Below are 23,633 nucleotides of genomic sequence, written 5' to 3'. Positions count from 1 at the left end.
CGACTGTTCGACCCTTCCGTACGCCGGAGCGAGCGTCCGCAATTCCTACTCGCGCGTATAGGTTGACCGCATGCAACGACGCTCCCTGCTGTCCGCCGCCGGCTCCACGCTGCTGGTCGGTGCGTTGACCCTGACCGGCTGCAGCAGCACAGGCGGCAAGACGGCGGCGAAGACCACCGCGGGCGAGACCCCGGTGCAGCGTCTGCAGGCGGTCAAGAAGGTGGTGGACGCCGCGACGGGCTTCCACATCGAGCTCTCCTCGGCGAACGTCCCCTCGTCGGCCAGCGGACTGCTGTCCGGTAGCGGCGACGGCTCGCACGCCCCGGCGTTCAAGGGCAGCCTCAAGGTGCAGATCGCCGGGGTCAGCGCGAACGTCCCCGTCGTCGCCGTCAAGAACGACGTCTACGCCAAGCTGCCCTTCAAGACCGGCTACTCCAAGATCGACCCCGGCACGTACGGCGCGCCCAATCCCAACGTGCTCTTCTCCTCCGGCCCAGGCGGGCTGTCCTCGCTCCTGCCGGTCACCCAGGGTGCCAAGTACGGCGCGCAGAAGCGCGACGGCAGTGAGACCGTGCAGACCATCACCGGCACCCTGCCGTCCACCGCGGTGCGCAAGACGCTCGGTTTCGGCAAGAGCTCCACGGGTCTCAACTACAACGTCGAATACGAGATCACCACCGCGAACCAGCTGCGCCAGGTACGTGTGACCGGCCCGTTCTTCTCGGCCGGGGACACGACGTCGTACCTGACCCGGTTCACCGAGTACGGCGAGAAAGTCGATGTCAGCAAGCCCTCGTAGGTCCAGCGTCGCGCGGAGCCCGAAGGCGCTCCTCGGGGTGGCGTCGGTCGCCGTAGCGCTCGCCGCCGCCGACACCTACGTGGTCGTCCTCGCCCTCACCGACATGATGACCGGCGTCGGGGTGGGCATCGACTCATTGCAGAAGGCGACGCCGATCATCTCCGGCTTCCTGCTGGGGTACGTCGCGGTTCTGCCGCTGATCGGGCGGCTCGCCGACCTGCTCGACCGCCAGCGCATCCTGCTCGGCTGCCTGGCGATCTTCGTGGTCGGCTCCGCGATCACCGCCATGGCGCCGGAGCTGTCCGTGCTGGTCGTGGGCCGGGTGCTGCAGGGTCTCGGCGGCGGAGGCCTCGTACCCGCCACGCTGGCCCTGGTCGCGCAGCTGTGGCCGCCCGGCAAGCGAGGAACTCCGCTCGGGGTGGTCGGCGCCGTCCAGGAGATCGGCAGCGTGGTGGGCCCCTTGCTCGGCGCGCTCATCCTGACGATCTGGGACTGGCGCGCGATCTTCTGGGTGAACGCCGTCGCCGGGCTGCTGCTCGCCGTTGCCGTCCGCATCATCGGAGGCCCCGTGCGTCCGACGTTCGGGACGAGCCCCCGGTGGTGGCGGCCCGTCGCGGCGCTCACCGCCCTCGCCGGTGTGGTCGGCGCTGTCCTGCTCACGCTCGCCCTGACCGCGCCCTCGGCGCTCACCTCCTCGATCCGCTGGGGCGGGCCGTTCGTGCCGTACGGCACACATACCTCGCGGATGATCACGCCCATCGGGGTCTGGGCCATGATCGCCCTCGCCGTCACGCTGGCGCTGACCGTGGCGCTCGTGTGGCGCACGTTCGCCCGGGTCGACCTGCCCGGCGCCGCACTGATCGGCCTCGCCCTGGGCGCGCTCATCCTGACCTTCGCCACGTCCGATCCGTCCAAGCAGGTGATCGGGCCGCTCGGCCTGTGGCTGCTGCCCGTCGCCGCCGTCGCGGCCGGACTCTTCGTCTGGCGGCAGCGGACCATCTCCGACCCCCTCATCGCGCCCGGCGTCGTACGCCGCCGGCTCACGCCTGCGCTCGCGTGCTCGCTCTTCGCGGGCACCGCGCTCGTGTCGATCGTCGTCGACGTCCCGCTGCTCGCGCAGCTCACAGTTGCCCACAGCACCGAGCGCGACGGCGCGCTCATCCTGTTGCGTTTTCTCGTCGCCGTGCCGGTCGGCGCACTCGTGGGCGGTCTGCTGCTACGCCGGTTCGGGCCCGGGCTGATCGCCCCCGTCGGCCTCGCGGTCGCGGCGGCCGGGCTGCTGGTGATGTCCACCTGGGGCAACGGGTCGCTGGAGAGTCTGCCCGCGTGGTTCGTGCTCATCGCGGTGGGCTTCGGCATCGGGTTGTCGATCGCGCCGATCAACGACGCCGCCCTGCACGATGCCGCCCCCGACCAGCAGGGCGTCGTCTCGGCGCTGGTCGTGGTGAGCCGGATGATCGGCATGGTCGTGGGGCTCGGCCTGCTGACAGCCCTCGGCCTGCACGCGTTCTACGGCCGGGTCGCGCAGATCCCGAACGCCACCGACAGGCAGATCGCGGCCGCGGCCGTGGTCCAGGTGCAGACCATCTTCCTGGGCGCGGCCATCGCCGGTTTCGTGGCGGCCCTGATCGCGATTGCGTTGGGGATCCGGCGGATCCCCGTGCATCACCTGCTCGAGGACACCGACGCCCGGGAACCGGTGAATTCGTAGTCGACCATCTCGGTGCGCCGGGTCGCGCGCTCGTACTCCGGCACGCTGCCGGGCCAGAGCACCCGGTTGCGGCCGAACTGGTCCAGGTACCAGCTGTCGCACCCTCCCGCGATCCACACGGTGCGGCGGGTACGCCGGTCGAGGGTCGCCATATGCGCCTGCGCCACCGCTTCGCGCACCTGCACCGCGCCGGCCCTGCGCCGGTCGCGCTCGTCCAGCAGTCGCAGCGTCAGCGCGATCTGCGCCTCGATCATCATCAGGACCGAGGTGTGCCCGAGGGCGGTGTTGGGGCCGAGCAGGAAGAAGAGGTTGGGGAAGTGCGGCACCGTCACCCCGTAGTACGACGTGATCCCGGCGTCCCAGTCCTCGCCCAGATCGTGGCCGCGGGTACCGGTGAAATTCAGGTGCCGGTAGGAGCCGGCGACATCGAAACCGGTGGCGAGCACGAGGACGTCCAGGTCGTGGCGCGCGCCGTCGGCCGTGGTCAGTCCGCGGGCGTCCGCGCCGGTGATGTGCTCGGTCTCCACGTGTACGTCCTCACGCGCGAGGGCCGGGTAGTAGGCGTTGGAGAAGGTGATCCGCTTGCAGCCCATGGTGTAGTCGGGGATCAACTTGCGACGCAGTTCGGGGTCCTTCACCGACCGGCGGATGTTGGCCGCCGCACCGAGTGAGGCGGCCTTCAGCAGCGCGGGCGCGCGGGTGAAGGCGATCGCGCGGAGCTCGTTGGCGGCCTTGATCTTGGTGCGGTGCAGCTTCATCAACCACGGCCGCTTGTCGTAGGCGTCCTGCAGCCCGTCCGGGTACTCCGGGTCGACCTTGGGCAGCACCCAGGCGGGGGTCCGCTGGAAGACGGTCAGGTGGTCGGCGTCCTCCGCGAGCAACGGGATCGCCTGCACGGCACTGGCGCCCGTGCCGATGATGCCGACCGTACGCCCGAACATGCTGGCGCCCGGGTCCCACGACGCCGTGTGCATCACCTCGCCGGCGAAGGTCTCCAGGCCGGGGATGTCGGGCAGCGACGGCTCGTGCAGCGCACCGACCCCAAGCACCACGGCGCCGGCGACGAGGTGCCGTTCCGCGCCGTCGGAGCCGAGCACGGTCAGGTGCCACACCCGCAGGCTCTCGTCGTACACGCCGCGGGTCACCTGGGCGTCGAACTGCACATCCCCCCGCACGTCGTACTTCTCCACGACGTACAGCAGGTAGTCCTGGATCTCATCGGCGGTGGCGTACGCGCGCGACCAGTAGGGGTTCGGCTCGAAGGAGAAGGAGTAGAGGTGGCTCGGCACATCGCACGCGCAGCCGGGGTAGAGGTTGTCCCGCCAGGTGCCGCCGATGTCGTGCGCCTTCTCCAGCACGGTGAACGTGCGGCCCGTTTTCTTGAGGGCGATCGCCATCCCGATGCCGGAGAAACCGCTGCCGATGATGACGACGTCGTGATCGACAGGGGTCTGCATGGGGTCCATGACCGATCAGGCTACCCACGCGTACGCCGCGCCGCGGGGACGGCGCGACCCCCTCGTCTATCGGGCGCCGGCATTTCTCAGCCGAACCTGAACGTATTGCCAGGCTGGGTATCTATGGTTCGGCTGTGTCATTGGTCGGGGGACCCCTACTGGTCATCGTCGGCACCGTCCTGGTCTTCGCGACAGCCGGGGCGGTCGTAGGTGGTCCCCGGTGGGGACCACCATGGGTCCGCGTCGCGCAGCGCCTCGTCCTGGTCTGCGGAGCACAGCTGGTCGCCCTCGTGATGGCGGCGCTCGTGCTCAACGACTGGGGTTCCTTCTACGGGTCGTGGTCCGACCTGTTCGGCGGATCCAACGGGGTGGTCATGACGACCGCGGGTGGACGCTTCGGCTGGGGTTCGCACGAGTCCGCGAGTGCGGTCGGGTCCGCGCCGTCTCTGCAGCCGACCGATTGGTCTGCGGCGAATCAGTACTCGCAACGAGGTGAGCTGGGGTCCGTGGAACTGACCGGGCGGCGTTCCGGTCAGCGGACCCGCGCATTGGTGTATCTGCCGCCGCAGTACTTCCAGGATGCGCACACCCGATTCCCGGTGGTGGAGGTCTTCCCGGGATACCCGGGAGACGTGCGGCAGTTGGTCACGCGCCTCGGCATCCCGGGCGCGGTGCTCGACGGGATCCGCGCGCATCGCCTGCGTCCGATGATCCTGGTGATGGTGAACCCGTCGTTGGTGCTACCCCGCGACACCGAGTGCACGAACATCCCCGGCGGCCCGCAGGTCGTCACGTTCCTGAGCCAGGACGTGCCGGCCGACCTCGAGGCCAATCTGCGCGTCACGTCGAGCGGCTGGGGCCTCATGGGGCAGTCGACCGGCGGGTACTGCGCAGCGAAGCTGGCCATGTTGGCGCCACGTCGATTCGGCACGGCCGTATCGCTGTCCGGCTATTACAACGCTCGTCACGACTCCACGACGGGAGACCTGTGGGGCGGGAGCACGAGGCAGCAGGATCTCAACGATCTGGACTGGCGACTGGCCCACCTACCCATCCCGGCGATCTCCATTCTCGCGACGATCGGCTCCCTGGAGCCGGGTATCGAGGGGCTGCCCGGCACTCAACGGTTCATCGGCCTGGTGCGGCCCCCGATGACGGCGCGGCTGGTCGTGGTCAAGAACGGTGGCCACAACTTCCACGACTATGTGTCCGTACGCGCGGTCGCCCTCGCCTGGTTGTCGGACCACCTGGGCGCCGCGGGATCGGGGTCACCCGACGTCCAGGCGCACAATGACCGTGCGGGTCATCCGCATCTGGACTGACACCGACACCATCGGCCGTCCGCATCGTCGTCGCGACAGGGTCGCCCTCAGCAGATCGTGAGGGGAACGAGGAGGACCTGGAGATAGGACGTGTTGGTGTGCAGGAGCGACCGCCAATGCACTGCCAATGAACCGTCGTCCGTGGGGTTGCCGTAGTGAGCGATGAACTGGCGGCAGTCGGCCGGTCGTCGCACGGTCAGCAGCAGCCGGATGGTCCCGTGCGGCGGGATGGTCGCGGGGAACGAACGCCAGGGCGCATCGACGCCGAAGGTGGATCCCTCGGGCACCGTGCGGTAGGTCGACCACTGCACCTCGGACGTCCCGGGCCCGGCGCCGACGGAGGAGATCCGGACCGCGTGCGACCCGGAATTCTCCAGGGCGGCGACCATCTTCGCGGTGCTGCCCGCCGTCGTGGCAAGGCGGTACGAGAAACCGTCCTTGCTGATGATCAGACCTCGCTCCGACAGCGGACCGCTGAAGGATCCGCCCATACCGCCGGTCGAGACCCACCGCCAGACCGATCGTCGCGGCGGCGCAGACGACGAGGGTGAAGGCGATCACGGCGGCAATCGCCTTCTTCGACCGGCGCCGCGTCGACCGCGATGTGCTGTCAGACATGGCAGGGATCGGTGTCGGGGCGTTCGTGTCGGGCACGGCGTGAATCTAGTTGCCCGCAAGGGCGGTTGCCGGCTTAACAGCCCACGCCCGCCGATCGTCCTGGTCGTTGGCATCCGCGCCCTTCGGCACGCCGCGGAGGTACGTTCGGGTCCCGCCCACCAGGAGTGCGATCCCCGTGACCGATGACCACCTCACCGATTGGCGCGAGCGCTGCGCCTCCGACTGGGCCGACACGATCCCGACCGTCCTGGCGACGGCGTTCCCCTACGGCGCCGCGCACCAGGCCCTCGCCCCGGACGACGTCGACGTGACGCCGGACCTGCTGCACCCGGCGTTCCACGGGTGCCTCGACTGGCACTCCTCGGTGCACATGCAGTGGTCGGCGGTGCGGCTGCTCACTCTGGCGCCCGGCCAGCTGAGTCTACTGCGTCGTGATCGGCTGCGAGCCGTCCTCGATGCTCGATTGACCCGCGAGCACCTCGAGCGGGAGGCGGCGTACCTGCGCGACCGCCCCGGCTTCGAGCGGCCGTACGGGTGGGGCTGGGCCGCCGCGCTCGCGCTCGCGGCCAAGGAGTCGTCGGCGCCCGGTGCCGACGCCTGGGCGGCCGCGACCCGCCCCCTCTTCGACACGGTCGCGGACCTCGCGTTGACGTGGCTGCCACGACTCGCCTATCCGGTGCGGCACGGTACGCACGCCAACACGGCGTTCGCCCTCGCGCTGGTGCACGAGGCCGCGTCCCGGCTGGGGCGTCCCGACGTGGTCGATGCCATCGCCGAGCGTGCGCGCGACTGGTTCGGGCAGGACACCGACTACCCGGTCGCGTGGGAGCCGAGCGGCAGCGACTTCCTGTCGCCCGCCCTCTGCGAAGCCGATCTGATGGGCCGGGTGCTCACGACGCAGCAGTACGCCGGGTGGTTGGCGGCGTTCCTGCCCGGGCTGGGCGCTGCGGACGATCCCTTGCTGGAGCTGCCCGAGGTGCGGGACCGCTCCGACGGGCACGCGGTGCATCTGTTCGGGCTCGCCCTCTCGCGTGCCTGGCAGCTTCGTCGCGTGCGGGGCCTGCTGTCGCCGGACCGGTCGCGGCGGGTTGCCGAGGCGACCGCGCAGCAGGTCGCACACGTGGAACGCGAGATCGTGGCGGGCGACTTCATGTCGACCCACTGGCTGGTGTCGTTCGCCGTGCTGGCGGCGACCTCCGGACCGGGCGCGGCGCGTCAGTAGCGGTAGGGACCGCTCCCGTAGTGATTCTGCTGGATCACGACCGTCGGGGTCGGCTCGGCGCCGCACGCCATCACCAGCGCGACGACCCAGCCGATGAAGGACCACCCGAGCAGGAGGTTCACCAGGCCGATCGCCAGCTGGTTGGACTTGCCCCGCGTCGCCGCCACGGCCCACGGCAGCATGTAGAAGAACGTGATCACCGCGATGACCCAGGCGACGACGATGAGGGCGGCGTTGGGTGCGGGCCGGGTCACCATCGCGGTCGCCCCGTACGGGTACGGCTGCGGCGGCGCGTACCCCTGGACGGGGCCGTAACCCGGGGCCAGGTACTGGTGACCGGGCGGCGCCCCCTGCACCGGGTACCCCTGGTGGCCCTGCTGCGCCGATCCCTGCGGCGGTTGAGCCGTCCCGGTCGCGAAGACCACGGCGCCGGAGGTGCCATCGGTCGGCTGCTGCTGCGGTTTCCGCAGCGGGATCGGGTCGGTGTGCGGTGTCAGCGGGATGCCCCGTGTGCGGTCGTCGTCGGTCACTGCGTTCCCCCTGGAGCCCGATGGATGTGGCCAGCCTAGGCGCCCACCGCGCCCACCGCGCCCGGCGATCCGCGCTCAGTCCAGGTCGACCAGCACCGGCGCGTGGTCCGACGCGCCCTTGCCCTTGCGCTCCTCACGGTCGATCGAGGCGCCGGTCACCCGGGCGGCGAGCGCGGGGGAGCACAGCGCGAAGTCGATCCGCATGCCCTGCTTCTTGGGGAAGCGCAGCTGCGTGTAGTCCCAGTACGTGAAGGTGCGCGGCTCGGAGGTGTGCGGGCGCACCACGTCGGCGTACCCGGCGTCGACGATGCCCTGGAACGCGGCCCGTTCGGGTGGGGTCACATGCGTGCGTCCCTCGAAGAACTCGGTGTCCCAGACGTCGGCATCGGTGGGTGCGATGTTCCAGTCGCCGGCCAGCGCGATCTGCGCCTGCGGGTCGTCGGCGAGCCATTTCACCGCGTCCAGTCTCAGGTGCTCCAGCCAGTCGAGTTTGTAGTCGAGGTGCGGATTGCCGATCTCGCGTCCGTTCGGCACATAGAGCGACCAGACGCGTACGCCGCCGCAGGTCACCCCGAGCGCGCGGGCTTCACTCACGGCGGGGTCGCCGAACATCGGCATCCCCTCGAACCCGACCTGCACGTCCTCGATGCCGACGCGCGAGATGACCGCCACGCCGTTCCACTGGTTGTAGCCGACGTGCGCGAGTTCGTAGCCCGCCGCGTGCACCGGCATCGCCGGGAACTGGTCGTCGCGGCACTTGGTCTCCTGGAGCATCAGCACGTCCAGGTCGTGACGCTCCAGCACCCCCATCACACGGTCGATGCGGGAGCGGACGGAGTTGACGTTCCAGGTCGCGATACGCACGCGAGCCACCCTAATGACCTGCTCCGACAACCGCCGGGGCACATCGCAGCGCTCTCGTCAGCGTCGGCGCGGGTGGCTCAGTGAACGAGTTCGGCTCGCAACGCGGTGGCTTGGGCGAGCAGGGCCCCCACAGCCAGGCGGGTCCTGGGCCCGGCATCGGCGCGTGTGAGCAGCACACTGCTGCGGTCGGCGTAGGACGGGTCCTCCACGTGGATGGCACGCACGCCCGGCGGGACGGCGACTGTCATCGTTCCGGGCAACACAGTGATGCCCAAGCCGGCCGCCACGAGACCCAGTCGGGTGGTCCACTGCCGGACGGAGAACGCGATACGGGGACTCGCGATACCTGGCCATGGACCGAACTGAGGATCACCCGAACCGCCGACCCCGACTATCCAGGGTTCGTCGACGAGATCGCCCGGACGCACCGTCCGGCGCGTCGCCAGAGGGTGTTCCGCCGGAACGGCGACCTGCATGCCCACGATCGGCAGGGGGAACCGCGCAAGGTCCTTGACGTCGCGATCGGCCGATTCTGCGCTCAGCGCGACGAGAGCCACGTCGAGCCGTCCAGCTGACATCCGGCGAAGCAACACCGGCGTGGACGCCTCGTCGATGGTCACGGTCAGGGCGGGATGCTCGTCGAGCAGGGCTGCCACCGCTCGAGGTACCAGTACGGAACAAGCCGTTGGAAATGCCCCGATCACCAACCGCCCCCCGACCCGGTCGCGAAGCCCGGCCAGTTGCTGGCCAGCGGTCTCGAGTTCGACCAGCGCGCGGCCGGCACCCGAGAGCACGATCTCTGCAGCCGGTGTCAGGGTCACCCCGCGTCGCCCGCGCTCGAACAACTGCTCGCCCACGGCGCTTTCCAGAGCTGCCATCTGCCGCGACACCGCCGACTGGGTGTAGCCCAGCTCAGCGGCTGCGGCGGCGAAGGATCCGGTCACGGCCACCTGCCGCAGGACCCGTAGGCCCAACAACGTCACGTTCTCCATCACCGGTCGATCCTGCCATGCGCACAACGCAGAGCAGACGTGCTGAACCATCGCTACAGGTCAGAGCACTGATGACGCATGGTGGAGAGACCAACCGATCAAGGAGACGCAATGACCGACCCAAGTCCCAAGACCTGGTTCATCACCGGAGCATCGGGTGGATTCGGACGGGAGTGGACCGAAGCAGCACTCGAACGCGGTGATCGCGTGGCCGCAACGGCACGGACCGTCGATCGACTCGCCGACCTGACGCGGCTGTACGGCGACTCGGTGCTCGCGCTGAAGCTCGACGTCACCGATCGAGAGGAAGTGACCGCCGCCGTCGCCGAGGCATTGCGCCACTTCGGACATCTCGACATCGTCGTCAACAACGCCGGCTTCGGTCAGCTCGGAATGGTCGAGGAGATCAGTCCCGAGGAGATCCGGGCGATACTCGACGCCAATCTGTTGGGCACGCTGTGGGTGACGCAGGCAGTCTTGCCCGCCCTGCGCGCGCAGGGCAGCGGCCACATCGTGCAGGTGACCAGCGAAGGTGGTGTCACGGCCTTCGCGCAGTTCGGCGCCTATCACGCCAGCAAATGGGCGGTCGAGGGCTTGTCGCAGTCGCTGCGACTGGAGGTGACGGCGTTCGGCATTCACGTGACCTGCGTCGAACCCGGGCCGTACGCCACCGGATTCGGAAGCAGCGGCCTGCGCCGTAGCGCGTCGATGGCCGAGTACGACGCCGTCCGCGACGGCATCGACCGCAGTGGCTGGGCACTGGGCGATCCGACGGCGACGCGGCAGGCGATGCTCGCCGTCGTCGACGCCGAGGAACCACCGCAGCGAGTCGTGTTCGGCCGCGCCCTCGAGGGAATCGAGCAGGACTACGCCGATCGTCTGCGCACCTGGCGCGAGTGGCAGCCGACGTCATTGGCCGCATTCGGGGACCCCCACGCGCCCGCCACGTCCGGCATCTGATCGGTGCACCTGCCCGATGAGGGGTGCGCTCGCAGCCGCCAGCACCACGTCGCGTGCGCCCTGCGAACGACGCTGCGCCCGTGGCACTCCCCGTGAGTCCGGCGCTGTGAGGTCTACGCCGCCCGCCGGGCTGGGCTCGCACTACTTCTCGGAGGGGCTAATGACTTGAATGACTAAATAGTGGACGAAATGACTGTTAGTGTACAAATTGTCTGGCACCGTTCGAGTGCCGGTGCGACAGCCCAGCTGTCGCCAGCCTTCAGCGTTCGGAGCATCCCCATGAGCCAGCACACGACCCCGCCGTCCGGTCAGCCGACGGACGTCACCAGCTTCGCCGATCTGGGCAAGGACCTGTGGTCCTACCTCACCGGTCGCGGCGCAGCCATCGACTACCAGTTCGTCGACATGACCGTCGAGGTGCCGAAGACCACGGGCGCGGACGCTGCCCGCGCGTCCTGGAAGCTCAACGGCACCCTGCGCATCACCACCTCGGAGAAGGCCACCGCGAAGTGACCGACGCCGAGGGCAGTCGCGAACGGCCGTCCTCGGAGGCGCTCTCGGTGACCGCCGATCTGGATGTGGAGATCGATGGCGTCTTCTCCCATCTCGCGGGTGATGGTCGGCGGCTCGTCCTGCACAGCGAACACCCTCAATCGACGTGGTCGGCCCTGACCCAGGCGTCGCTGCCGGACTCGATCGGAGACGTGAGGGGTCCGCGGGCGATCGGTCGGGTGGCTCGCGCCATGGCGGACGCCGGGGTGCATCTCGATGTCGAGGGTCCGCGCGGCGTGGTCGTCAGCCTCGGGGACGGGGAGCGATCGGTGATCGGCCGCGTCGTCACCGGCAGCACGGCCGTCCGGCCCCGGTCGGCACGTTCGCTCCTGCCGTTCGTGGGCGTAGCCGCGCGACGGATCGCACGGCGCCGGAAATGACCCTCGTCGGGGGTAGGCAAATGAGCGAGGGGTGGGGATATATCCCCACCCCTCGCTCATGCCTCCACCCCCCGATGGGAGGGATCTCAGTCGGTCTCGACCACGAAATCCCAGGACGCTGCGGCACGGTGTCCGTCGGGCGCCCACTTCGCGATGCCCTCGCCCGTGGGCATCGAGGTGCGCAGCTGGAACGTCGTGGACCGGCCGGGTGCCAGCACCGCGGGCGGCGTGGCGCCGACCATGCGCACGGCGTACGTCGCTCCGAGGTGGTCGCTGGTCCCGAAGTCCGTGACCCGCACCGGCACCGGTTTCGTGCCGGCCCGCAGCGTCACCGTAAAGGTGCAGGTCGTGGAGGGCGTCTTGTAGGGCAGACCCTCGGCCGGGACGGCCGGTCCGATGATGGTGGCGCGCACCGTGCCACCGGTCGAGGGGCGTACGTCGACCGCCTGCCCCTGCGCGGCCAGCGCCGGTCGCGCCGGCGTTCCGACCGCGACGTCGCCGGCCCGCACGGGATCGGGCGGAAGCCACGACGGGAGGCTGCCGTAGGTCTGGGCCGCCGCCGAGCGGGACGCCGCCGCATGGCCTGAGCCCCCGCAGCCGGCGAGCGCGGCCCCCACGAGGGCGACACCCGCGACCACGAGGGCCACGCGCGGCCCGCCGGTACGACGCACGTAGGCGTCGTACCGGCGGGCCGGTGCGTCGTTCACCAAGGGCGACGGCCGTTGTTGAAGACGTCGCGACCGAACGGCGTCAGACCGCTCTGGGCGGCGAAGCCGAGGTGGCCCTTGCCGTCCAGCCCGCCGGACACGGTGCCGGCAGTCAGCGGCGTACGGTCCTTGCCCTGGCCCACTCCGAAGATGTCCTCCATGGTGCGCAGCCAGCTGTAGTGGTTGTAGTACGTCGTGCTCGAGCTGCCCGGCTTGATGTACGGGCTGATGAGCACGCTGCCCGTGTCACCGCCACCCGGCGTCGCGTCCTTCGCGTCGTACAACGGGTCGGCGGTCTGGCCGGCGGCCAGCTGCCCAGGCGCCCCTTCGGCGCTGAGGGAGACTGAGCTGACCGCGCCGGTGGGGGTCACCGGCTTGCCGTTCTGGTCCACCAACTGGAAGGAGCCGTCGATGACCGAACCCTTGGGCGAGGCGGCCGCTTGCGGACCGGTGTCGCTCACCGTGCCGACGAAGCTGCCGGCCGGAATCGGACTCGTACCACCGGGACCGGTCTTGTCGGTCGTGTCGGTGACCTCGCGCCCGGTGTCGTCGGCGACGATCGAGCTGTCCAGCACGTACGACGAGTTGCCACCCGCCGCCGCGTTGTCGGTGCGCGCTCCGGGCGTGTCACCCGAACCGCCGCGCACGATCCCCGGCACGCAGTTCGCCGGCACCCGGGTCGGACCGGTCTGGGTGCAGGCCGGCGGCCGGTCGATGAAGCCGTTGTCGCCGGGGCCGGGGAAGAGCTGGTTGCCCGAGGCGTCGGCCTTCAGCGTGGAGTTCGGGCCGGTCGGCTCGGTGTTCACGTTGCGCCCGTTGATGTTCTGCCCGGCCGCGTCCGCCGCGATGCCGGACGTCGCGTTCGGCTGGTCGCCCTGGGTCGGGCCGTAGGAGTTGGCGTTGTTGAAGCTGTTCCCGGTATAGGTGAACGGCGGGTTGGCCTCGTCGAACGTGACGTCGATCAGTCCGCCGTCCTTGAACGCCGGGGACTTCTCGATCATCGACACGTAGTACTTGAGGAAGAGGTCCGAGGCGTAGAGGCCGCCGGTGTAGTTCTTCGGCGTCGTCGACTCCGGGTTCGGGGTGGGCGACTGGTAGATCGGCTGGCCCGTCGAGGAGAACGACCCGGACAGGTTGTTGCCCTTGCAGATCGCGTCGTGCGCGTCGCTGCAGTTGTTCGGGGTGATCCAGGAGAACGCCGGGGTGGTCGAGGACTTCTGCAGGTCGTGGAAGAGCCCGGTGCCGGAGTTGTCCAGGTTCGCGATGTGCTTGGCGTCGCAGTCCGATCCGCCGCCGGCCGGGGTGGTCAGCGCGGGGGTGGTGCTGCCGTCGGCGTTCTTGGTGCCGGTCACGCCGTGGAACCACGGGAACGGGAAGTGCTTGGCGACGTACTGGTCGTTCGCCTGGGCTCCCGTCAGGCTGGTGACTCCCGGAGGCAACGGGTGAGCCGGATCGGCGCTCATGTAGCGAGGATTGGTCGTGGGGTTGTTCGCCGCCGTGCCCGGGCCGCCGCAGGCAGAGTCCTCACGACCGGCCTGGTTGCCGAGGTCCTGCGCGTAGCCCTTCCAACTCTCGTGCGCCGCGTCCAGCTGGTTGAAGAGCGTGGGGGTGTCGCGGGGGTAGGTGCATCCGTTCAGACCGTTGGCGGCGTTCGCCTTCGCCGGTGAGGCCACCTGGCCGCGGTTCACGCCGGTCTTGACGATGTCCTTGTTGGTGCCGAAGTCGAAGTCCTTGACACTGCAGTCGGACTGGGTGTCCTGCTCGGGCGCCTGGCCGGACACCATCGAGATGTAGTTGTCCTGGCTGTAGTGGCCGGTGCCGTAGTAGTTCTTGAGCAGCACACCCTGGCTCGGCAGGGTCTTCCACAGGTAGCTGTTCTGGTTGAGGCCGGTGAACGTCGCGTCGTACGACTTGTTCTCCAGGATGATCAGCCAGACGTGCTTGATCTGTCCGGGGCGCAGGCCCGTGCTGGAGATCGTGAGGCCCTTTCGGACCGTGGGGGTGGATGCTGCGGACGTGGCGGCAAGCCCGCCGGTGACCAGCGCGGTGGCGGCGAGCGCGGTGACGCCCCGTCGCTTCCACCGGCTTGTTGTCGTGAGGATTCGCATAGTGGTCTTTGTACTGACTGTGAGTTCCTGCCCGCCAGGCTCGGTTGCTGAACCCGGCGTGAACGATGCATGAACCCATCCGTACATCGGCGCGCGGCTCGTGACGGCCGGTGCCCACCCGCCGCCCGGGTGGGCTGCCTACACTCCGAACCCATGAGTAACTCCGCGAAGACCGCCCTCGTCACCGGAGCCAGCGCGGGCATCGGTGCCACGTTCTGCGCTCAGCTCGCCGAACGCGGTTACGACCTGGTGGTCGTCGCGCGCTCCACCGATCGGCTGGAGGCGCTCAAGGTCGATCTCGAGGCCAAGCACGGCATCACCGTCGAGGTGCTCACCGCCGATCTCACCGACCCCCTCGACGTACAGAAGGTCGCGTGGCGGCTCAGCGAACCGCAGCGGCCCGTCGACCTGCTGGTCAACAACGCCGGGTACGGACTGAAGAAGCGTTTCCTGCAGAACGACGTGCAGGACGAGATCGCCTCGCTCGACATCCTCGTGCGCACCGTCATGGTGCTCTCGCACGCCGCGGCGCTCGCGATGAAGGAACGCGGCCACGGCGCCATCGTCAACGTGTCCTCGGTAGCGGGCTTCATGGCCTCGGGCACCTATTCGGCGGCCAAGTCCTACGTCACCGTCTTCTCCGAGTCGCTTGCCGGTGAATTGGCCGGCACCGGCGTGACCGTGACGGCGCTCTGCCCGGGCTTCACGCACACCGAGTTCCACGAGCGGGCCGGCATCAACCACAAGGGCTCGCCGGAGTTCCTCTGGCTGCAGGCCGACCGGCTGGTGCGCGACTGCCTGGCCGACGTCGACAAGGGCAAGGTCATCTCGGTGCCCGGACTGCAGTACAAGGTCATCACCACCGCGCTGCGCACCGTGCCCCGCCCGTTCGTACGCCGCGGCCGGCTGGCGAGCACCCACCGCCCGCAGAAGTAACCGCGGCTAGGCTCATCGGCCGTGACGCACTCCGTGGAAGTCGACCGCCGCAACCTCCTCCAGCAGATCCAGGAGCGGGCGATCGTGCACGGCCGGGTGACGCTTTCCTCCGGCAAGGAGGCCGACTGGTACCTCGACCTGCGCCGGATCACCCTCTCCGGGCTCGCCGCCCCCATGGTCGGCCGGGTCATGCTCGACCTCACCCGCGACCTGGCGTACGACGCCGTCGGCGGGCTCACGATGGGCGCCGACCCCGTCGCGACCTCGATGCTGCACGCGGCGGCCGCGGACGGCCGAGCGCTGGACGCGTTCGTCGTGCGCAAACAGGGCAAGTCCCATGGGTTGCAGCAGCGGGTCGAGGGCCCCTCGATCCAGGGCCGCCGAGTGCTGATCGTCGAGGACACCTCGACCACCGGCGGGTCCGCGCTCGACGCGGTCACTGCCGCGCGTGAGGCCGGCGCCGAGGTCGTCGCCGTCGCGGTGATCGCCGACCGGGCGACCGGTGCGGCTGAGCGCATCCAAGCCGACGGCGGCGTGCCCTACCTGTGGGCCTACGGCCCCGGCGACCTCGGAATCTCCTGAGCGACAAGCCGATCCGGATGCCGCCGCTCGTCCTCTGCGCGCATGGCACCGCCAACCCGGCGGGTCAGCAGGTCGTGCTGGACCTGCTGGCCGCGACGCGGCGAGAGCTGCCCGGCGTACGCGTCGAGGCGGCGTACGTCGACGTGCAGCAGCCCGGTCCGGGCGAAGTCGTGGCCGAGCTCTACGAAGCGTCCGACCCGCCAGTGATCGTGCCGCTGCTGCTCTCGACCGGCTATCACGTCGAGGTCGACATCGACCGGGTCGTCCGCGCGTACCCGGGCACCCGGGCGACGACCGCGCTCGGCCCGTCCCCGCTCCTTGCCGACACGATGGTCGCCCGGTGCACACAGGCGGGCGTCGAGCCGTGGGATGCGGTGGTCTTCGCGGCGGCGGGCTCGAGTCGTCCGCAGGCCGCGCGGGATGCCGAGCAGGCCGCCGCCCTCTTCATCGAACGGTGGGCAGGGTCCGGTGACGTGCTGCTGGGCTACGGATCTGCGAGCTCGCCGACCATCCCGGAGGCAGTTGCGCGACTGCGCGCCGGTGGCGCGCAGCGTGTTGCCATCGCGGCGTACCTGCTCGGCCCCGGGCACTTCCACGACAAGCTGCAGCAAGCGGGCGCCGACCTCGTGACGGCGCCGCTCGGCGCCGACGAGCGACTGGTGCAGCAGGCCATCGCCCGCTACCGCTCCGCCCTTTCTTCTTCATCGAGCGGAGGGGTCCGCGCTCGAGCGGCGGGGGAATGACCCCTCCACTCGACGGCGGACCCCTCCGCTCGATGGAAAGAGAAGCGGTCAGTCGGTCGGGCGTGGCTCCGCAGAGGAATTGAGCCAGAACGTACGACGCCGCTTCACGTCAGGATCGCCCGGCTCGTGGAGGTCCCGGTACCTGTCGAGGAGCCGGGAGATGTCGGCGTCCAACTCGTTGGTCTCCTGCTCGGTGAGCAGCAGGCTCGAGCGCCAGAGGGTCAGCGAGTCGTCGTCCTCGCGCATCCCGGCCACCAGGTTCTGGGTGGCGGAGCGCAGGAACTCCGTGACGACCGTCTCCTGTTCGGCGAGCGGCATCGGGGTGCCATCGGAGTTGTCGATCTTGAACCCGTCCGCGGTCTTGCGCCAGGGCCGTTCGCGACCGTCGCCGGAGTCGACCCGCTCGACCATCCCCCATTTCTGCAACGCGCGCAGGTGATAACTCATCGCCGACGGGGTGATCCCGCAGCGGGCGGCGGCCTCGGTCGCGGTCAACGGCTCGTCGGTGCTCAGCACGTCCTCGAGGAGGCGCTGGCGCACCGGATGCGCGAGCGCGCGCAGCGCACCGATATCGGTGAGCGTGCGCTCGGTGCGCGCCCGGGGAGCCATCGCTCAGCCGACCTGCGACAGGACGTCGGAGGCGATGAGCTCCAGGTGGTCGAGGTCGGCGAGGTCGAGGACCTGCAGGTAGACCCGCTGCACCCCCGCGTCGGCGAACCGACCGAGCGTGTCGACCACCTCGGCCGGCGTACCGGCCAGACCGTTCTCGCGCAGGTCGGCCACCGGGCGGCCGATGGCGGCGGCGCGGCGTGAAAGGTCGCCTTCACTTCTGCCACAACACACCACCTGAGCGGCCGACCAGGTGAGCTCGTCCGCGTCGCGACCGCGCTCGACGCAGGCGGCGCGCACCCGTTCGAAGATGGTGGAGGTGTCCGCCAGGCTGGAGAAGGGCACGTTGAACTCGGTCGCGTACTGGGCTGCCAGCGCCGGCGTACGCCGCTTGCCGTGGCCGCCGATGATGACCGGCACCCGCTCCTGCACCGGCTTGGGCAGGGCGGGGGAGTCGCGCAGCTGCAGGTGCGCACCGTCGTAGGAGAACGTCTCGCCCACGGGCGTCGACCACAGCCCGGTGATGACGGCCAGGTGCTCCTCGAGCCAGTCGAACCGCTCCTTCACCGGCGGGAAGGGGATCCCGTACGCCCTGTGCTCGGCGTCGAACCACCCTGCGCCATAGCCGAATTCGACCCTTCCGCCGCTCATTTGGTCCACTTGGGCGACCGAGATCGCGAGCGGGCCCGGGTGTCGGAACGTCGCCGAGGTGACCAGTGTGCCGAGGCGGATGCGAGACGTCTCGCGTGCCAGCCCCGCCAGCGTGATCCAGGCGTCGGTCGGGCCGGGCGCACCGCTGCCGTCGCCCATCCGCAGGTAGTGGTCGCTGCGGAAGAAGGCGTCGAAGCCCAGATCCTCGGTGGCTCGGGCGACGCGCAGCACGTCGTCGTACGACGCGCCTTGCTGGGGTTCGGTGAAGATGCGCAGGTCCATGGCTGCAACTCTTGCAGATCCCGGTGTGAAGCAGTAGCTTCACAATATGAAACAAGCCTTTCACGACTCCGTATGGCGGATGCGCGACTTTCGTCGGCTCGCCGTCGGACGTTCTGTCGCAGCCGCGGGGGCGGGGATGGTGCTCATCGTGCAGCTGCTCCGGCTGAGCGCGCAGGGCGCCGGCTCGGACCGGATCATGATGCTGCTCTTCGCCGAGGTCGTCCCGGTCATCCTCGGCGCCGGTCTGATCGGGCGCGCCGCCGATCATCGCGACTCGCGGGGGGTGCTCACGCTCGGCATCGCCGCGGAGGTCGCAGCCTGCCTGGTGCTGGCCACGGCGCCCGACTTCGCCGTCACCTGCGCGGCGATCGCCCTGCTCAGCGCCGGGACCTCGCTGGTCGCGCCGGTGTGGAGCGTGCTGGTCCCGATGGTGGTGGGGGAGGACCGGGTCGGCGCGGCCGTCGGTGGGCAACAGTCGCTCACCGCGGCGCTGGCACCCCTGGGAGCCGGTGCCGGAGGAGTCCTCTACAGCTCCGTCGGCGGTGGCGGCGCGATGCTGTGCGCCGCGGGTTGTTACCTCTACCTGGCCGTGGTCGCGCTGCGGCTGAAGGTCCGCCGCCGAGCCGTTGTGGCCGCGGCCGGCGCCGACCGATCCGGCCTGCGACAGCTGCTTGCGCCCGATCTCGGCGCGCTGCAAGGTGACCGGTTGATCTGGTGCCTGCTGTCGTGCATGGTGCCGCTGGTCGTTGTGCTGCAAGGCCTCAATGTGCTGGAGGTCTCGCTGGCCCGACACGACATCGGGGTGAGCGCCGCGCAGTTCGGCTGCTCGGAGATCGCCGCCGGCGTGGGCACGGTCGTCGGCGCGGCGCTCGCCGGACGGATCGAGGGCGCGCGCACCCGGGGGTGGGCGATGCTCCTCGGGTTGACGGCCGCGGCCGCCGCGCTCGGAATCCTCGGCGTGGCCACCACGGTGCCGGCGTACTTCGGCCTGCTCGTCGTCGTCGGTGCCGGAGTGGGCGTCTCCAACACCAGTTTCGGAGCGCTCTTCATCACCCGCACGCCGTCGGAGCGGCGCGGCCGGGTGTCCGCCGCGGTCAACGGGCTCATGCAGGCCGCGTCCACCGCCGCCATCGCGCTGGGAGGTCTGCTCGGGGTCCTGCTGGGCATCCGTCCCGCTTTCGTGGTGTCCGGCCTCGCGGGCCTCGTGGTCCTGGCGACCGGCGCCGTGGTCCTGGCGCGTACGTCGACCGAGACGCTGCCCGACCAACCCGTCGACGTGCCGCTGACCGTCCCGGCGCCCTGATCGACCGCGAGGTGCTACACCGTGTGCGTGAGCTCCACGCCCCGGATCGACAGCACCGCGGATGCCGACGGCACGCTGCCCATCTGGCGCGCCGCGCAGGTATTCCGCCTGGCGACCATGGGGTACGCCGTCGGCGTGCAGATCGTGCAGCACGGCCACTACGACCGGGTCGCCCTCAGCTGGGTGCTCATCGCCGTGCAGTCGGCCTGGACGACCTACCTCGGCGTCGCCTACCTGTTCCCGCGCACCCGGCGTACGCCGCTCGTGGTCGCCGAGGTCGTCGTGACGCTCCTTCTGGTGCTCAGCACGCTCACCGTCGTGCCGCACCACTTCTACGTGCACCAGCAGCCGCTGCCCACCACCTTCTGGGTGGCGAACGCCGTTGTCTCCGTAGCGATCTTGCGCGGCCGGATCGCGGGAATGGTCGCCGGGCTGGGCGTCGGCCTGGTCTGCCTGAGCGCGCTGGACCAGCTCGGCCGGTGGTTCTTCGACGCGACCCTCCCGATCCTCGGCACGGTCGGTCTGGCGATCGGCGCGAGCGCCCAGATCGCCCGTCGGGCGCACACCGAGCTGCAGACCGCGGTCCGCATGCAGGCCGCGACCGACGAGCGCGACCGACTGGCGCGAGAGGTGCACGACGGAGTGCTGCAGGTGCTCGCCCTCGTACGTCGCCGCGGGCGCGAGGTCGGCGGGGAGGGCGCCCGGCTCGCGGAGCTGGCGGGCGAGCAGGAGGATGCCCTGCGGGCGCTGCTGAGCCGGGCCCGCGCACAGCCCGACGACCGCTCCGCCGTCGGCACCGACCTGCGCGAGGCCGTACGCGCGGCGCTGCCGCCGACCGCCACGTTCGCCGCCCCCGCGGACCCGATCGAGCTGCCCCGGCAGCAGGCGGATGAGCTGGTGGCCGTCGTGCGCGCCGCGTTGCACAACACCGAGCGGCACGCCGGACCGGGCGCGGCCTCCTACGTCCTGCTCGAGGACCTCGGCGACGAGGTGGTGCTGACGGTGCGCGACGACGGCCCGGGCATCCCGCCGGGCCGGCTGGACCAGGCGCGCGCCCAGGGCCGGATGGGCGTGGCCGACTCCATCCAGGGCCGCGTCCGCGCTCTCGGCGGCACCGCCGTGCTGGAGACTGGCCCCGGCACGGGCACCGAGTGGGAGATCCACCTGGCCAAGGGGATGCGATGAGCGAGGCCGCCGCAATCACGGTGATGGTGGTCGACGACCACCCGATGTGGCGTGACGGCGTGAGCCGCGATCTCGCCGACGCCGGGTTCGAGGTCGTGGCGACCGCCGACTCGGTCGCCGCGGCGGGGCGCCGCGCGGCGGCGACCGTCCCTGACGTCGTTCTGATGGACATGCATCTGCCCGACGGCACCGGCGTCGAGGCCACCGCCGCGGTGCGCGAGGTGTCACCGCGGACCCACGTGCTGGTGCTGTCGGCGTCGTCTGAACGCGACGACGTGCTCGACGCCGTGAAGGCCGGCGCCAGCGGCTATCTGGTCAAGAGCGCGTCCGCGGAGGAACTGATCGACGCCGTGACCCGCACCGCCCACGGTCAGGCGGTCTTCACGGCCGGCCTGGCCGGGCTGGTGCTCGGCGAATACCGCCGTACGGCGAACGCCGCACCGACCGACGCGGCGCCCGGTCTGCCCGCCCTCACCGACCGGGAGACGGAGGTGCTCCGGCTGGTGGCCAAGGGTCTGTCCGCCCGACAGGTCGCGACCCGCCTGGGGATCAGTCACCGCACCGTGGAGAACCACGTGCAGGCGACCCTGCGCAAGCTGCACCTCGGCAATCGGGTCGAGCTGGCGCGCTACGCCCTGGAGCAGGGGCTCGACTGACCCGGGGTGTCGCCTGAGTAGAAGTACCCACCCGGCCTGCGTAGTCGCCCGGATCCGCGCATCGCCGCAGGTCAGCAGGCTGGACGCATGACCACGCCACAGTTCCCCTCCCCGTCCCGAGACGCCTATCCCACACCGCCGGCAGGCCACCACCCACCGGCGGCTTTCCATGCCGCCACCGCCGGCCCGACCCAGCAGCGAGCACCGTTCCCCCTGAACACCGGGGGAGGGATCTGGGCTCAGTCGTACGTCGGTGAGCCGAGCTCGGGTGAGCCGTACGCCGGCCCGCAGCAGCCGTACGCCGCCGGGCCGCAGCAGCCGTATGCCGCCGCCCCCGAGCAACCGGGCGGCGGCTACCCGCCGCCACCGCCGTACGTGCCGCGCCCGCCGCGCACTCCGTGGTGGCAGCGGGACGGCGTCATCAGCCGGCTGCTCGCCGGACTCGGAGTCCTGATCACCCTGATCGGCGTCGTGATGATGCTGGTGCTGGCCGCCCAGGCCGGCTACTTCGGCCCCGCGGCCCGGGTCGGTGCGGGCAGCGCCCTGTCCGCGGTCCTCATCGGTGCGGGTGTCTGGTTGTTCGGGCGCACCGGCGGGCGCACCGGCGCTGTCGCCCTCGCCACCACCGGTTTCGCTGGCATCTTCATGGTGGTCGTCACGATGACCGACTACTACCGCTGGCTCGCCCCGGTCGCCGGACTCGCGCTCGCCGGGGCGGTCGCGGCTGCGGCAGTGGCCCTGTCGACGTACTGGCGCTCGCAGCCGATGACCGTCCTGGCGTTCCTCGCGATCGCCGGCCTCGCCCCCTTTATCACCCGCGACGTGAATCTCGAACTCGTCGGCTTCCTGCTGCTGCTGCAGGCCGCCGGCATCCTTCCGGAGAAGCTGCGCGGCTGGGTGACGGTCGCCCCTGTGCGCACCATCCCCGTCGTCCTGGCGTTGCTCGGCGCGGAGATCTTCCCCGTCGGCGACCACGTCACGCTGCGGATCGGCGCCGCCGCGACCTGTGCCGCACTCGGCCTGGTGGCCGCGCTGCTGCCCCGGGGCAAGGGCGCCGAGCCGGTCGGCGCGCTGGTGTACGCCGTGGCGTCCCTGCCGCTCCTCGTCGCGATCCCAGCGATCGAGCGACCGTGGAGCATCCTGGCGGCAGCGGTCCTTGCAGCCGTCACCGTGGTCGCCCTGGTCGTCGCCCGGCCGGTCGGCGCCTTCACCTTGTCGGCGGCCGCGGTGGTCGCGAGCATCGCGGGCCTGGAGGTGTGCGTCACCACCACTCGTGGGCACCTGCTCCCCGCCCTGATCGCCGTCGTCGCTCTCGGGCTGCTCGCCGTCGCCCACCAGCAGCGATCGCTGCCCGTCTGGACCATCGGCACCTTCTTCGCGATCCTCGCGGTCGGCGTGCAGGTCGACCTGGTGCAACCCGCGGTCGCGTGGGACGCGGCGTACGCGGCTCGCACCACCGGCACGACCGACGCGCTGGCCGGCCTCGTGGTGCTGGCCGCCGTCCTCGGCACGCTGTGGTCGGCCCGGCGCGTGACGAGTGGCGCGGCGCAGGTGCCCCTGCTGCTGATCGCACCGGTTCCGGCGTTCTGGAGCCTGCTGGTCGCCGTCCTCACCTTCGGGGCCGGCGTGGGCGGCAAGGACGGATACCACGCGGCGCAACTCATCGTGTCCGCCGCGCTGATGGCGGGGGCGATGGCGGCCTTGGCACTGGGTCTGAAGTCCGCGACCCACACCGCGGGCCTCACGGTCGCCGGTCTGGGGCTGGTGGCGGCCGCGCTCGCCAAGCTGTTCCTCTACGACCTGGCCGCGCTCGACGGCCTGGTCCGGGCCGGATCGTTCATGGCCGTCGGTCTGCTTCTGCTGGCCGCGGGCACCCGGTACGCGCAGGCCGTCGCCCGGCGTACCCCCGACGAGCCGACGGGGCAGGAGCACCTGCGACCGATCGGCTGACCAGCCCCTGGGAGGGGGCGCAGGGCCGGTGACGTCATCGTCACCGGCCCTGTTCGCGTGCCGCGCGGATGCCGCGGCGGTGCGTGCGGCGAGGGCATCTCGACGCCGGGGTGCGCGGGTGGTTGACTGACCCCGCGACGGGACCGAGGAAGCCGGTGTGAGTCCGGCACGGTCGCGCCACTGTGAGAGGGGATCCCGGTCCCCGCAGTCAGGAACTCACCCGTCGCTGTTCTGTTTCTGCCAAGGGACGCACGATCCCGTTGCTGAGAGGTATCACCATGAGCACCATTCCCAACGCCGCACCCACGACGCGCGCGTCCGCCACGCCGATCGTCACCTCCGAGGCGCGCGCCTTCGCGTGGATCTTCGGCGCCGCCATCGTCGCGCTGGCCCTCTACTACTTCATCGGCGTCGACCAGGGCGCGTTCTCCGTCTTCGGCAGCGACACCCACATCCACGAGTTCGTCCACGACTCGCGTCACTTCCTCGGGTTCCCCTGCCACTGATCCCGCCC

24 protein-coding genes and 1 riboswitch are annotated in these 23,633 nt (G+C 70.6%); of the genes, 15 read left to right on the top strand and 9 right to left on the bottom strand.

Annotated elements, in window-relative coordinates; translation table 11 throughout:
• Positions 1 to 70 precede the first annotated feature (70 nt).
• Together J4030_RS02125 and J4030_RS02120 are read left to right on the top strand one after the other, a co-directional pair.
• Positions 71 to 799 (top strand): LppX_LprAFG lipoprotein, encoded by a 729-nt coding sequence (locus J4030_RS02125; RefSeq protein ID WP_208047551.1) that lies wholly within the window; start codon positions 71 to 73, stop codon positions 797 to 799.
• Positions 780 to 2,510, top strand: coding sequence for an MFS transporter (locus tag J4030_RS02120; RefSeq protein WP_208047550.1), 1,731 nt, complete (start codon positions 780 to 782; stop codon positions 2,508 to 2,510). Before J4030_RS02125 ends, J4030_RS02120 begins: the two co-directional genes overlap by 20 nt.
• On the opposite strand, the gene J4030_RS02115 is transcribed toward J4030_RS02120, so the two are convergent.
• Complete coding sequence (locus J4030_RS02115) at positions 2,465 to 3,976, bottom strand: NAD(P)/FAD-dependent oxidoreductase (protein WP_243762749.1); 1,512 nt, start codon at positions 3,974 to 3,976, stop codon at positions 2,465 to 2,467. The two genes, J4030_RS02120 and J4030_RS02115, sit on opposite strands and share 46 nt — an antisense overlap.
• A gap of 125 nt (positions 3,977 to 4,101) precedes the next feature.
• Between J4030_RS02115 and J4030_RS02110 the strand changes: the two genes are divergently transcribed.
• Positions 4,102 to 5,289: an esterase family protein gene (locus tag J4030_RS02110; RefSeq protein ID WP_208047549.1), complete on the top strand. Its 1,188-nt coding sequence runs from the start codon at positions 4,102 to 4,104 to the stop codon at positions 5,287 to 5,289.
• Between the two features lie 47 nt (positions 5,290 to 5,336).
• Here the strand turns inward: J4030_RS02110 and J4030_RS02105 are convergent, their stop codons facing one another.
• Positions 5,337 to 5,780, bottom strand: coding sequence for a hypothetical protein (locus tag J4030_RS02105; protein ID WP_208047548.1), 444 nt, complete (start codon positions 5,778 to 5,780; stop codon positions 5,337 to 5,339).
• 302 nt (positions 5,781 to 6,082) lie between these two features.
• On the opposite strand from J4030_RS02105, the gene J4030_RS02100 reads away from it, so the two are divergent.
• Entirely contained in the window at positions 6,083 to 7,129 is a 1,047-nt protein-coding gene (locus J4030_RS02100; RefSeq protein ID WP_208047547.1) for a DUF2891 family protein, read from the top strand.
• Here the strand turns inward: J4030_RS02100 and J4030_RS18425 are convergent.
• From J4030_RS18425 to J4030_RS02085, 3 genes are all read right to left on the bottom strand, one after another.
• Positions 7,123 to 7,659: a superinfection immunity protein gene (locus J4030_RS18425; protein ID WP_307864522.1), complete on the bottom strand. Its 537-nt coding sequence runs from the start codon at positions 7,657 to 7,659 to the stop codon at positions 7,123 to 7,125. The genes J4030_RS02100 and J4030_RS18425 overlap by 7 nt on opposite strands.
• Positions 7,660 to 7,734: 75 nt before the next feature.
• Entirely contained in the window at positions 7,735 to 8,523 is a 789-nt protein-coding gene (locus J4030_RS02090; RefSeq protein ID WP_208047546.1) for an exodeoxyribonuclease III, read from the bottom strand.
• A 77-nt stretch (positions 8,524 to 8,600) separates the two neighbouring features.
• Positions 8,601 to 9,515 carry a LysR family transcriptional regulator gene (locus J4030_RS02085; RefSeq protein ID WP_208047545.1) on the bottom strand — a complete coding sequence of 305 codons (915 nt, stop codon included), beginning with the start codon at positions 9,513 to 9,515 and terminating at the stop codon, positions 8,601 to 8,603.
• 111 nt (positions 9,516 to 9,626) lie between these two features.
• Between J4030_RS02085 and J4030_RS02080 the strand changes: the two genes are divergently transcribed.
• The 3 genes from J4030_RS02080 (at position 9,627) to J4030_RS02070 (ending at position 11,407) form a co-directional block, all read left to right on the top strand.
• Complete coding sequence (locus tag J4030_RS02080; RefSeq protein ID WP_208047544.1) at positions 9,627 to 10,475, top strand: SDR family NAD(P)-dependent oxidoreductase; 849 nt, start codon at positions 9,627 to 9,629, stop codon at positions 10,473 to 10,475.
• A gap of 279 nt (positions 10,476 to 10,754) precedes the next feature.
• A complete protein-coding gene (locus tag J4030_RS02075) occupies positions 10,755 to 10,988 on the top strand; it encodes a hypothetical protein (protein WP_179483110.1) in 234 nt (77 codons plus the stop codon).
• Positions 10,985 to 11,407 carry a hypothetical protein gene (locus J4030_RS02070; RefSeq protein WP_208047543.1) on the top strand — a complete coding sequence of 141 codons (423 nt, stop codon included), beginning with the start codon at positions 10,985 to 10,987 and terminating at the stop codon, positions 11,405 to 11,407. The genes J4030_RS02075 and J4030_RS02070 overlap by 4 nt, the downstream gene beginning before the upstream one ends.
• An 86-nt stretch (positions 11,408 to 11,493) precedes the next feature.
• On the opposite strand, the gene J4030_RS02065 is transcribed toward J4030_RS02070, so the two are convergent.
• Both J4030_RS02065 and J4030_RS02060 read right to left on the bottom strand, forming a co-directional pair.
• The gene (locus J4030_RS02065; RefSeq protein WP_208047542.1) at positions 11,494 to 12,114 is read right to left on the bottom strand and encodes a hypothetical protein; all 621 of its coding nucleotides are present in this window, start codon (positions 12,112 to 12,114) and stop codon (positions 11,494 to 11,496) included.
• A complete protein-coding gene (locus J4030_RS02060; RefSeq protein WP_208047541.1) occupies positions 12,111 to 14,222 on the bottom strand; it encodes a hypothetical protein in 2,112 nt (703 codons plus the stop codon). Before J4030_RS02060 ends, J4030_RS02065 begins: the two co-directional genes overlap by 4 nt.
• A 153-nt stretch (positions 14,223 to 14,375) precedes the next feature.
• Here J4030_RS02060 and J4030_RS02055 point away from each other — a divergent pair, with 153 nt between their 5' ends.
• The 3 genes from J4030_RS02055 to J4030_RS02045 are packed head-to-tail and all read left to right on the top strand — an operon-like array spanning position 14,376 to position 16,483.
• Positions 14,376 to 15,158, top strand: coding sequence for an SDR family oxidoreductase (locus J4030_RS02055; protein WP_208047540.1), 783 nt, complete (start codon positions 14,376 to 14,378; stop codon positions 15,156 to 15,158).
• 21 nt (positions 15,159 to 15,179) lie between these two features.
• On the top strand, positions 15,180 to 15,740 hold the full coding sequence (gene pyrE, locus J4030_RS02050) for an orotate phosphoribosyltransferase (RefSeq protein WP_208047539.1): 561 nt from the start codon (positions 15,180 to 15,182) through the stop codon (positions 15,738 to 15,740).
• 17 nt (positions 15,741 to 15,757) lie between these two features.
• Positions 15,758 to 16,483, top strand: a complete 726-nt coding sequence (locus tag J4030_RS02045; protein ID WP_208047538.1) for a sirohydrochlorin chelatase — start codon at positions 15,758 to 15,760, stop codon at positions 16,481 to 16,483.
• A gap of 48 nt (positions 16,484 to 16,531) precedes the next feature.
• Here the strand turns inward: J4030_RS02045 and J4030_RS02040 are convergent, their stop codons facing one another.
• Together J4030_RS02040 and J4030_RS02035 are read right to left on the bottom strand one after the other, a co-directional pair.
• Positions 16,532 to 17,092 (bottom strand): helix-turn-helix domain-containing protein, encoded by a 561-nt coding sequence (locus J4030_RS02040; protein ID WP_208047537.1) that lies wholly within the window; start codon positions 17,090 to 17,092, stop codon positions 16,532 to 16,534.
• A gap of 3 nt (positions 17,093 to 17,095) precedes the next feature.
• Positions 17,096 to 18,025 carry an LLM class F420-dependent oxidoreductase gene (locus J4030_RS02035; protein WP_208047536.1) on the bottom strand — a complete coding sequence of 310 codons (930 nt, stop codon included), beginning with the start codon at positions 18,023 to 18,025 and terminating at the stop codon, positions 17,096 to 17,098.
• 46 nt (positions 18,026 to 18,071) lie between these two features.
• Here J4030_RS02035 and J4030_RS02030 point away from each other — a divergent pair, with 46 nt between their 5' ends.
• The 5 genes from J4030_RS02030 to J4030_RS02010 all read left to right on the top strand — a co-directional run bounded on the left by J4030_RS02030 (position 18,072) and on the right by J4030_RS02010 (position 23,625).
• Positions 18,072 to 19,328 carry an MFS transporter gene (locus J4030_RS02030; protein ID WP_208047535.1) on the top strand — a complete coding sequence of 419 codons (1,257 nt, stop codon included), beginning with the start codon at positions 18,072 to 18,074 and terminating at the stop codon, positions 19,326 to 19,328.
• A 27-nt stretch (positions 19,329 to 19,355) separates the two neighbouring features.
• Positions 19,356 to 20,513 carry a MacS family sensor histidine kinase gene (gene macS, locus J4030_RS02025; RefSeq protein ID WP_307864521.1) on the top strand — a complete coding sequence of 386 codons (1,158 nt, stop codon included), beginning with the start codon at positions 19,356 to 19,358 and terminating at the stop codon, positions 20,511 to 20,513.
• Positions 20,510 to 21,169, top strand: a complete 660-nt coding sequence (locus J4030_RS02020; RefSeq protein WP_208047534.1) for a response regulator transcription factor — start codon at positions 20,510 to 20,512, stop codon at positions 21,167 to 21,169. Before macS ends, J4030_RS02020 begins: the two co-directional genes overlap by 4 nt.
• Positions 21,170 to 21,256: 87 nt before the next feature.
• The gene (locus J4030_RS02015) at positions 21,257 to 23,119 is read left to right on the top strand and encodes a DUF2339 domain-containing protein (RefSeq protein ID WP_208047533.1); all 1,863 of its coding nucleotides are present in this window, start codon (positions 21,257 to 21,259) and stop codon (positions 23,117 to 23,119) included.
• 99 nt (positions 23,120 to 23,218) lie between these two features.
• Positions 23,219 to 23,358, top strand: a riboswitch (cobalamin riboswitch).
• Positions 23,359 to 23,397: 39 nt separating this feature from the next.
• Positions 23,398 to 23,625 carry a CbtB-domain containing protein gene (locus J4030_RS02010; RefSeq protein WP_208047532.1) on the top strand — a complete coding sequence of 76 codons (228 nt, stop codon included), beginning with the start codon at positions 23,398 to 23,400 and terminating at the stop codon, positions 23,623 to 23,625.
• Positions 23,626 to 23,633 lie beyond the last annotated feature (8 nt).

Origin of the sequence: Allobranchiibius sp. CTAmp26 (assembly GCF_017565405.1) — a bacterium.
Lineage (GTDB): Bacteria > Actinomycetota > Actinomycetes > Actinomycetales > Dermatophilaceae > Allobranchiibius.
This window is presented reverse-complemented; position numbering and strand designations above follow the sequence as displayed.

Excerpts from the sequence above, each read along its gene's own strand:
- J4030_RS02125 (WP_208047551.1), top strand. The coding sequence starts at position 71 with ATGCAACGACGCTCCCTGCTGTCCGCCGCCGGCTCCACGCTGCTGGTC.
- J4030_RS02120 (WP_208047550.1), top strand. The coding sequence starts at position 780 with ATGTCAGCAAGCCCTCGTAGGTCCAGCGTCGCGCGGAGCCCGAAGGCG.
- J4030_RS02115 (WP_243762749.1), bottom strand. The coding sequence starts at position 3,976 with ATGGACCCCATGCAGACCCCTGTCGATCACGACGTCGTCATCATCGGC.
- J4030_RS02105 (WP_208047548.1), bottom strand. The coding sequence starts at position 5,780 with ATGGGCGGATCCTTCAGCGGTCCGCTGTCGGAGCGAGGTCTGATCATC.
- J4030_RS02085 (WP_208047545.1), bottom strand. The coding sequence starts at position 9,515 with ATGGAGAACGTGACGTTGTTGGGCCTACGGGTCCTGCGGCAGGTGGCC.
- J4030_RS02080 (WP_208047544.1), top strand. The coding sequence starts at position 9,627 with ATGACCGACCCAAGTCCCAAGACCTGGTTCATCACCGGAGCATCGGGT.
- J4030_RS02075 (WP_179483110.1), top strand. The coding sequence starts at position 10,755 with ATGAGCCAGCACACGACCCCGCCGTCCGGTCAGCCGACGGACGTCACC.
- J4030_RS02060 (WP_208047541.1), bottom strand. The coding sequence starts at position 14,222 with ATGCGAATCCTCACGACAACAAGCCGGTGGAAGCGACGGGGCGTCACC.
- J4030_RS02055 (WP_208047540.1), top strand. The coding sequence starts at position 14,376 with ATGAGTAACTCCGCGAAGACCGCCCTCGTCACCGGAGCCAGCGCGGGC.
- J4030_RS02045 (WP_208047538.1), top strand. The coding sequence starts at position 15,758 with ATGCCGCCGCTCGTCCTCTGCGCGCATGGCACCGCCAACCCGGCGGGT.
- J4030_RS02040 (WP_208047537.1), bottom strand. The coding sequence starts at position 17,092 with ATGGCTCCCCGGGCGCGCACCGAGCGCACGCTCACCGATATCGGTGCG.
- J4030_RS02035 (WP_208047536.1), bottom strand. The coding sequence starts at position 18,025 with ATGGACCTGCGCATCTTCACCGAACCCCAGCAAGGCGCGTCGTACGAC.
- J4030_RS02030 (WP_208047535.1), top strand. The coding sequence starts at position 18,072 with ATGAAACAAGCCTTTCACGACTCCGTATGGCGGATGCGCGACTTTCGT.
- J4030_RS02020 (WP_208047534.1), top strand. The coding sequence starts at position 20,510 with ATGAGCGAGGCCGCCGCAATCACGGTGATGGTGGTCGACGACCACCCG.
- J4030_RS02015 (WP_208047533.1), top strand. The coding sequence starts at position 21,257 with ATGACCACGCCACAGTTCCCCTCCCCGTCCCGAGACGCCTATCCCACA.
- J4030_RS02010 (WP_208047532.1), top strand. The coding sequence starts at position 23,398 with ATGAGCACCATTCCCAACGCCGCACCCACGACGCGCGCGTCCGCCACG.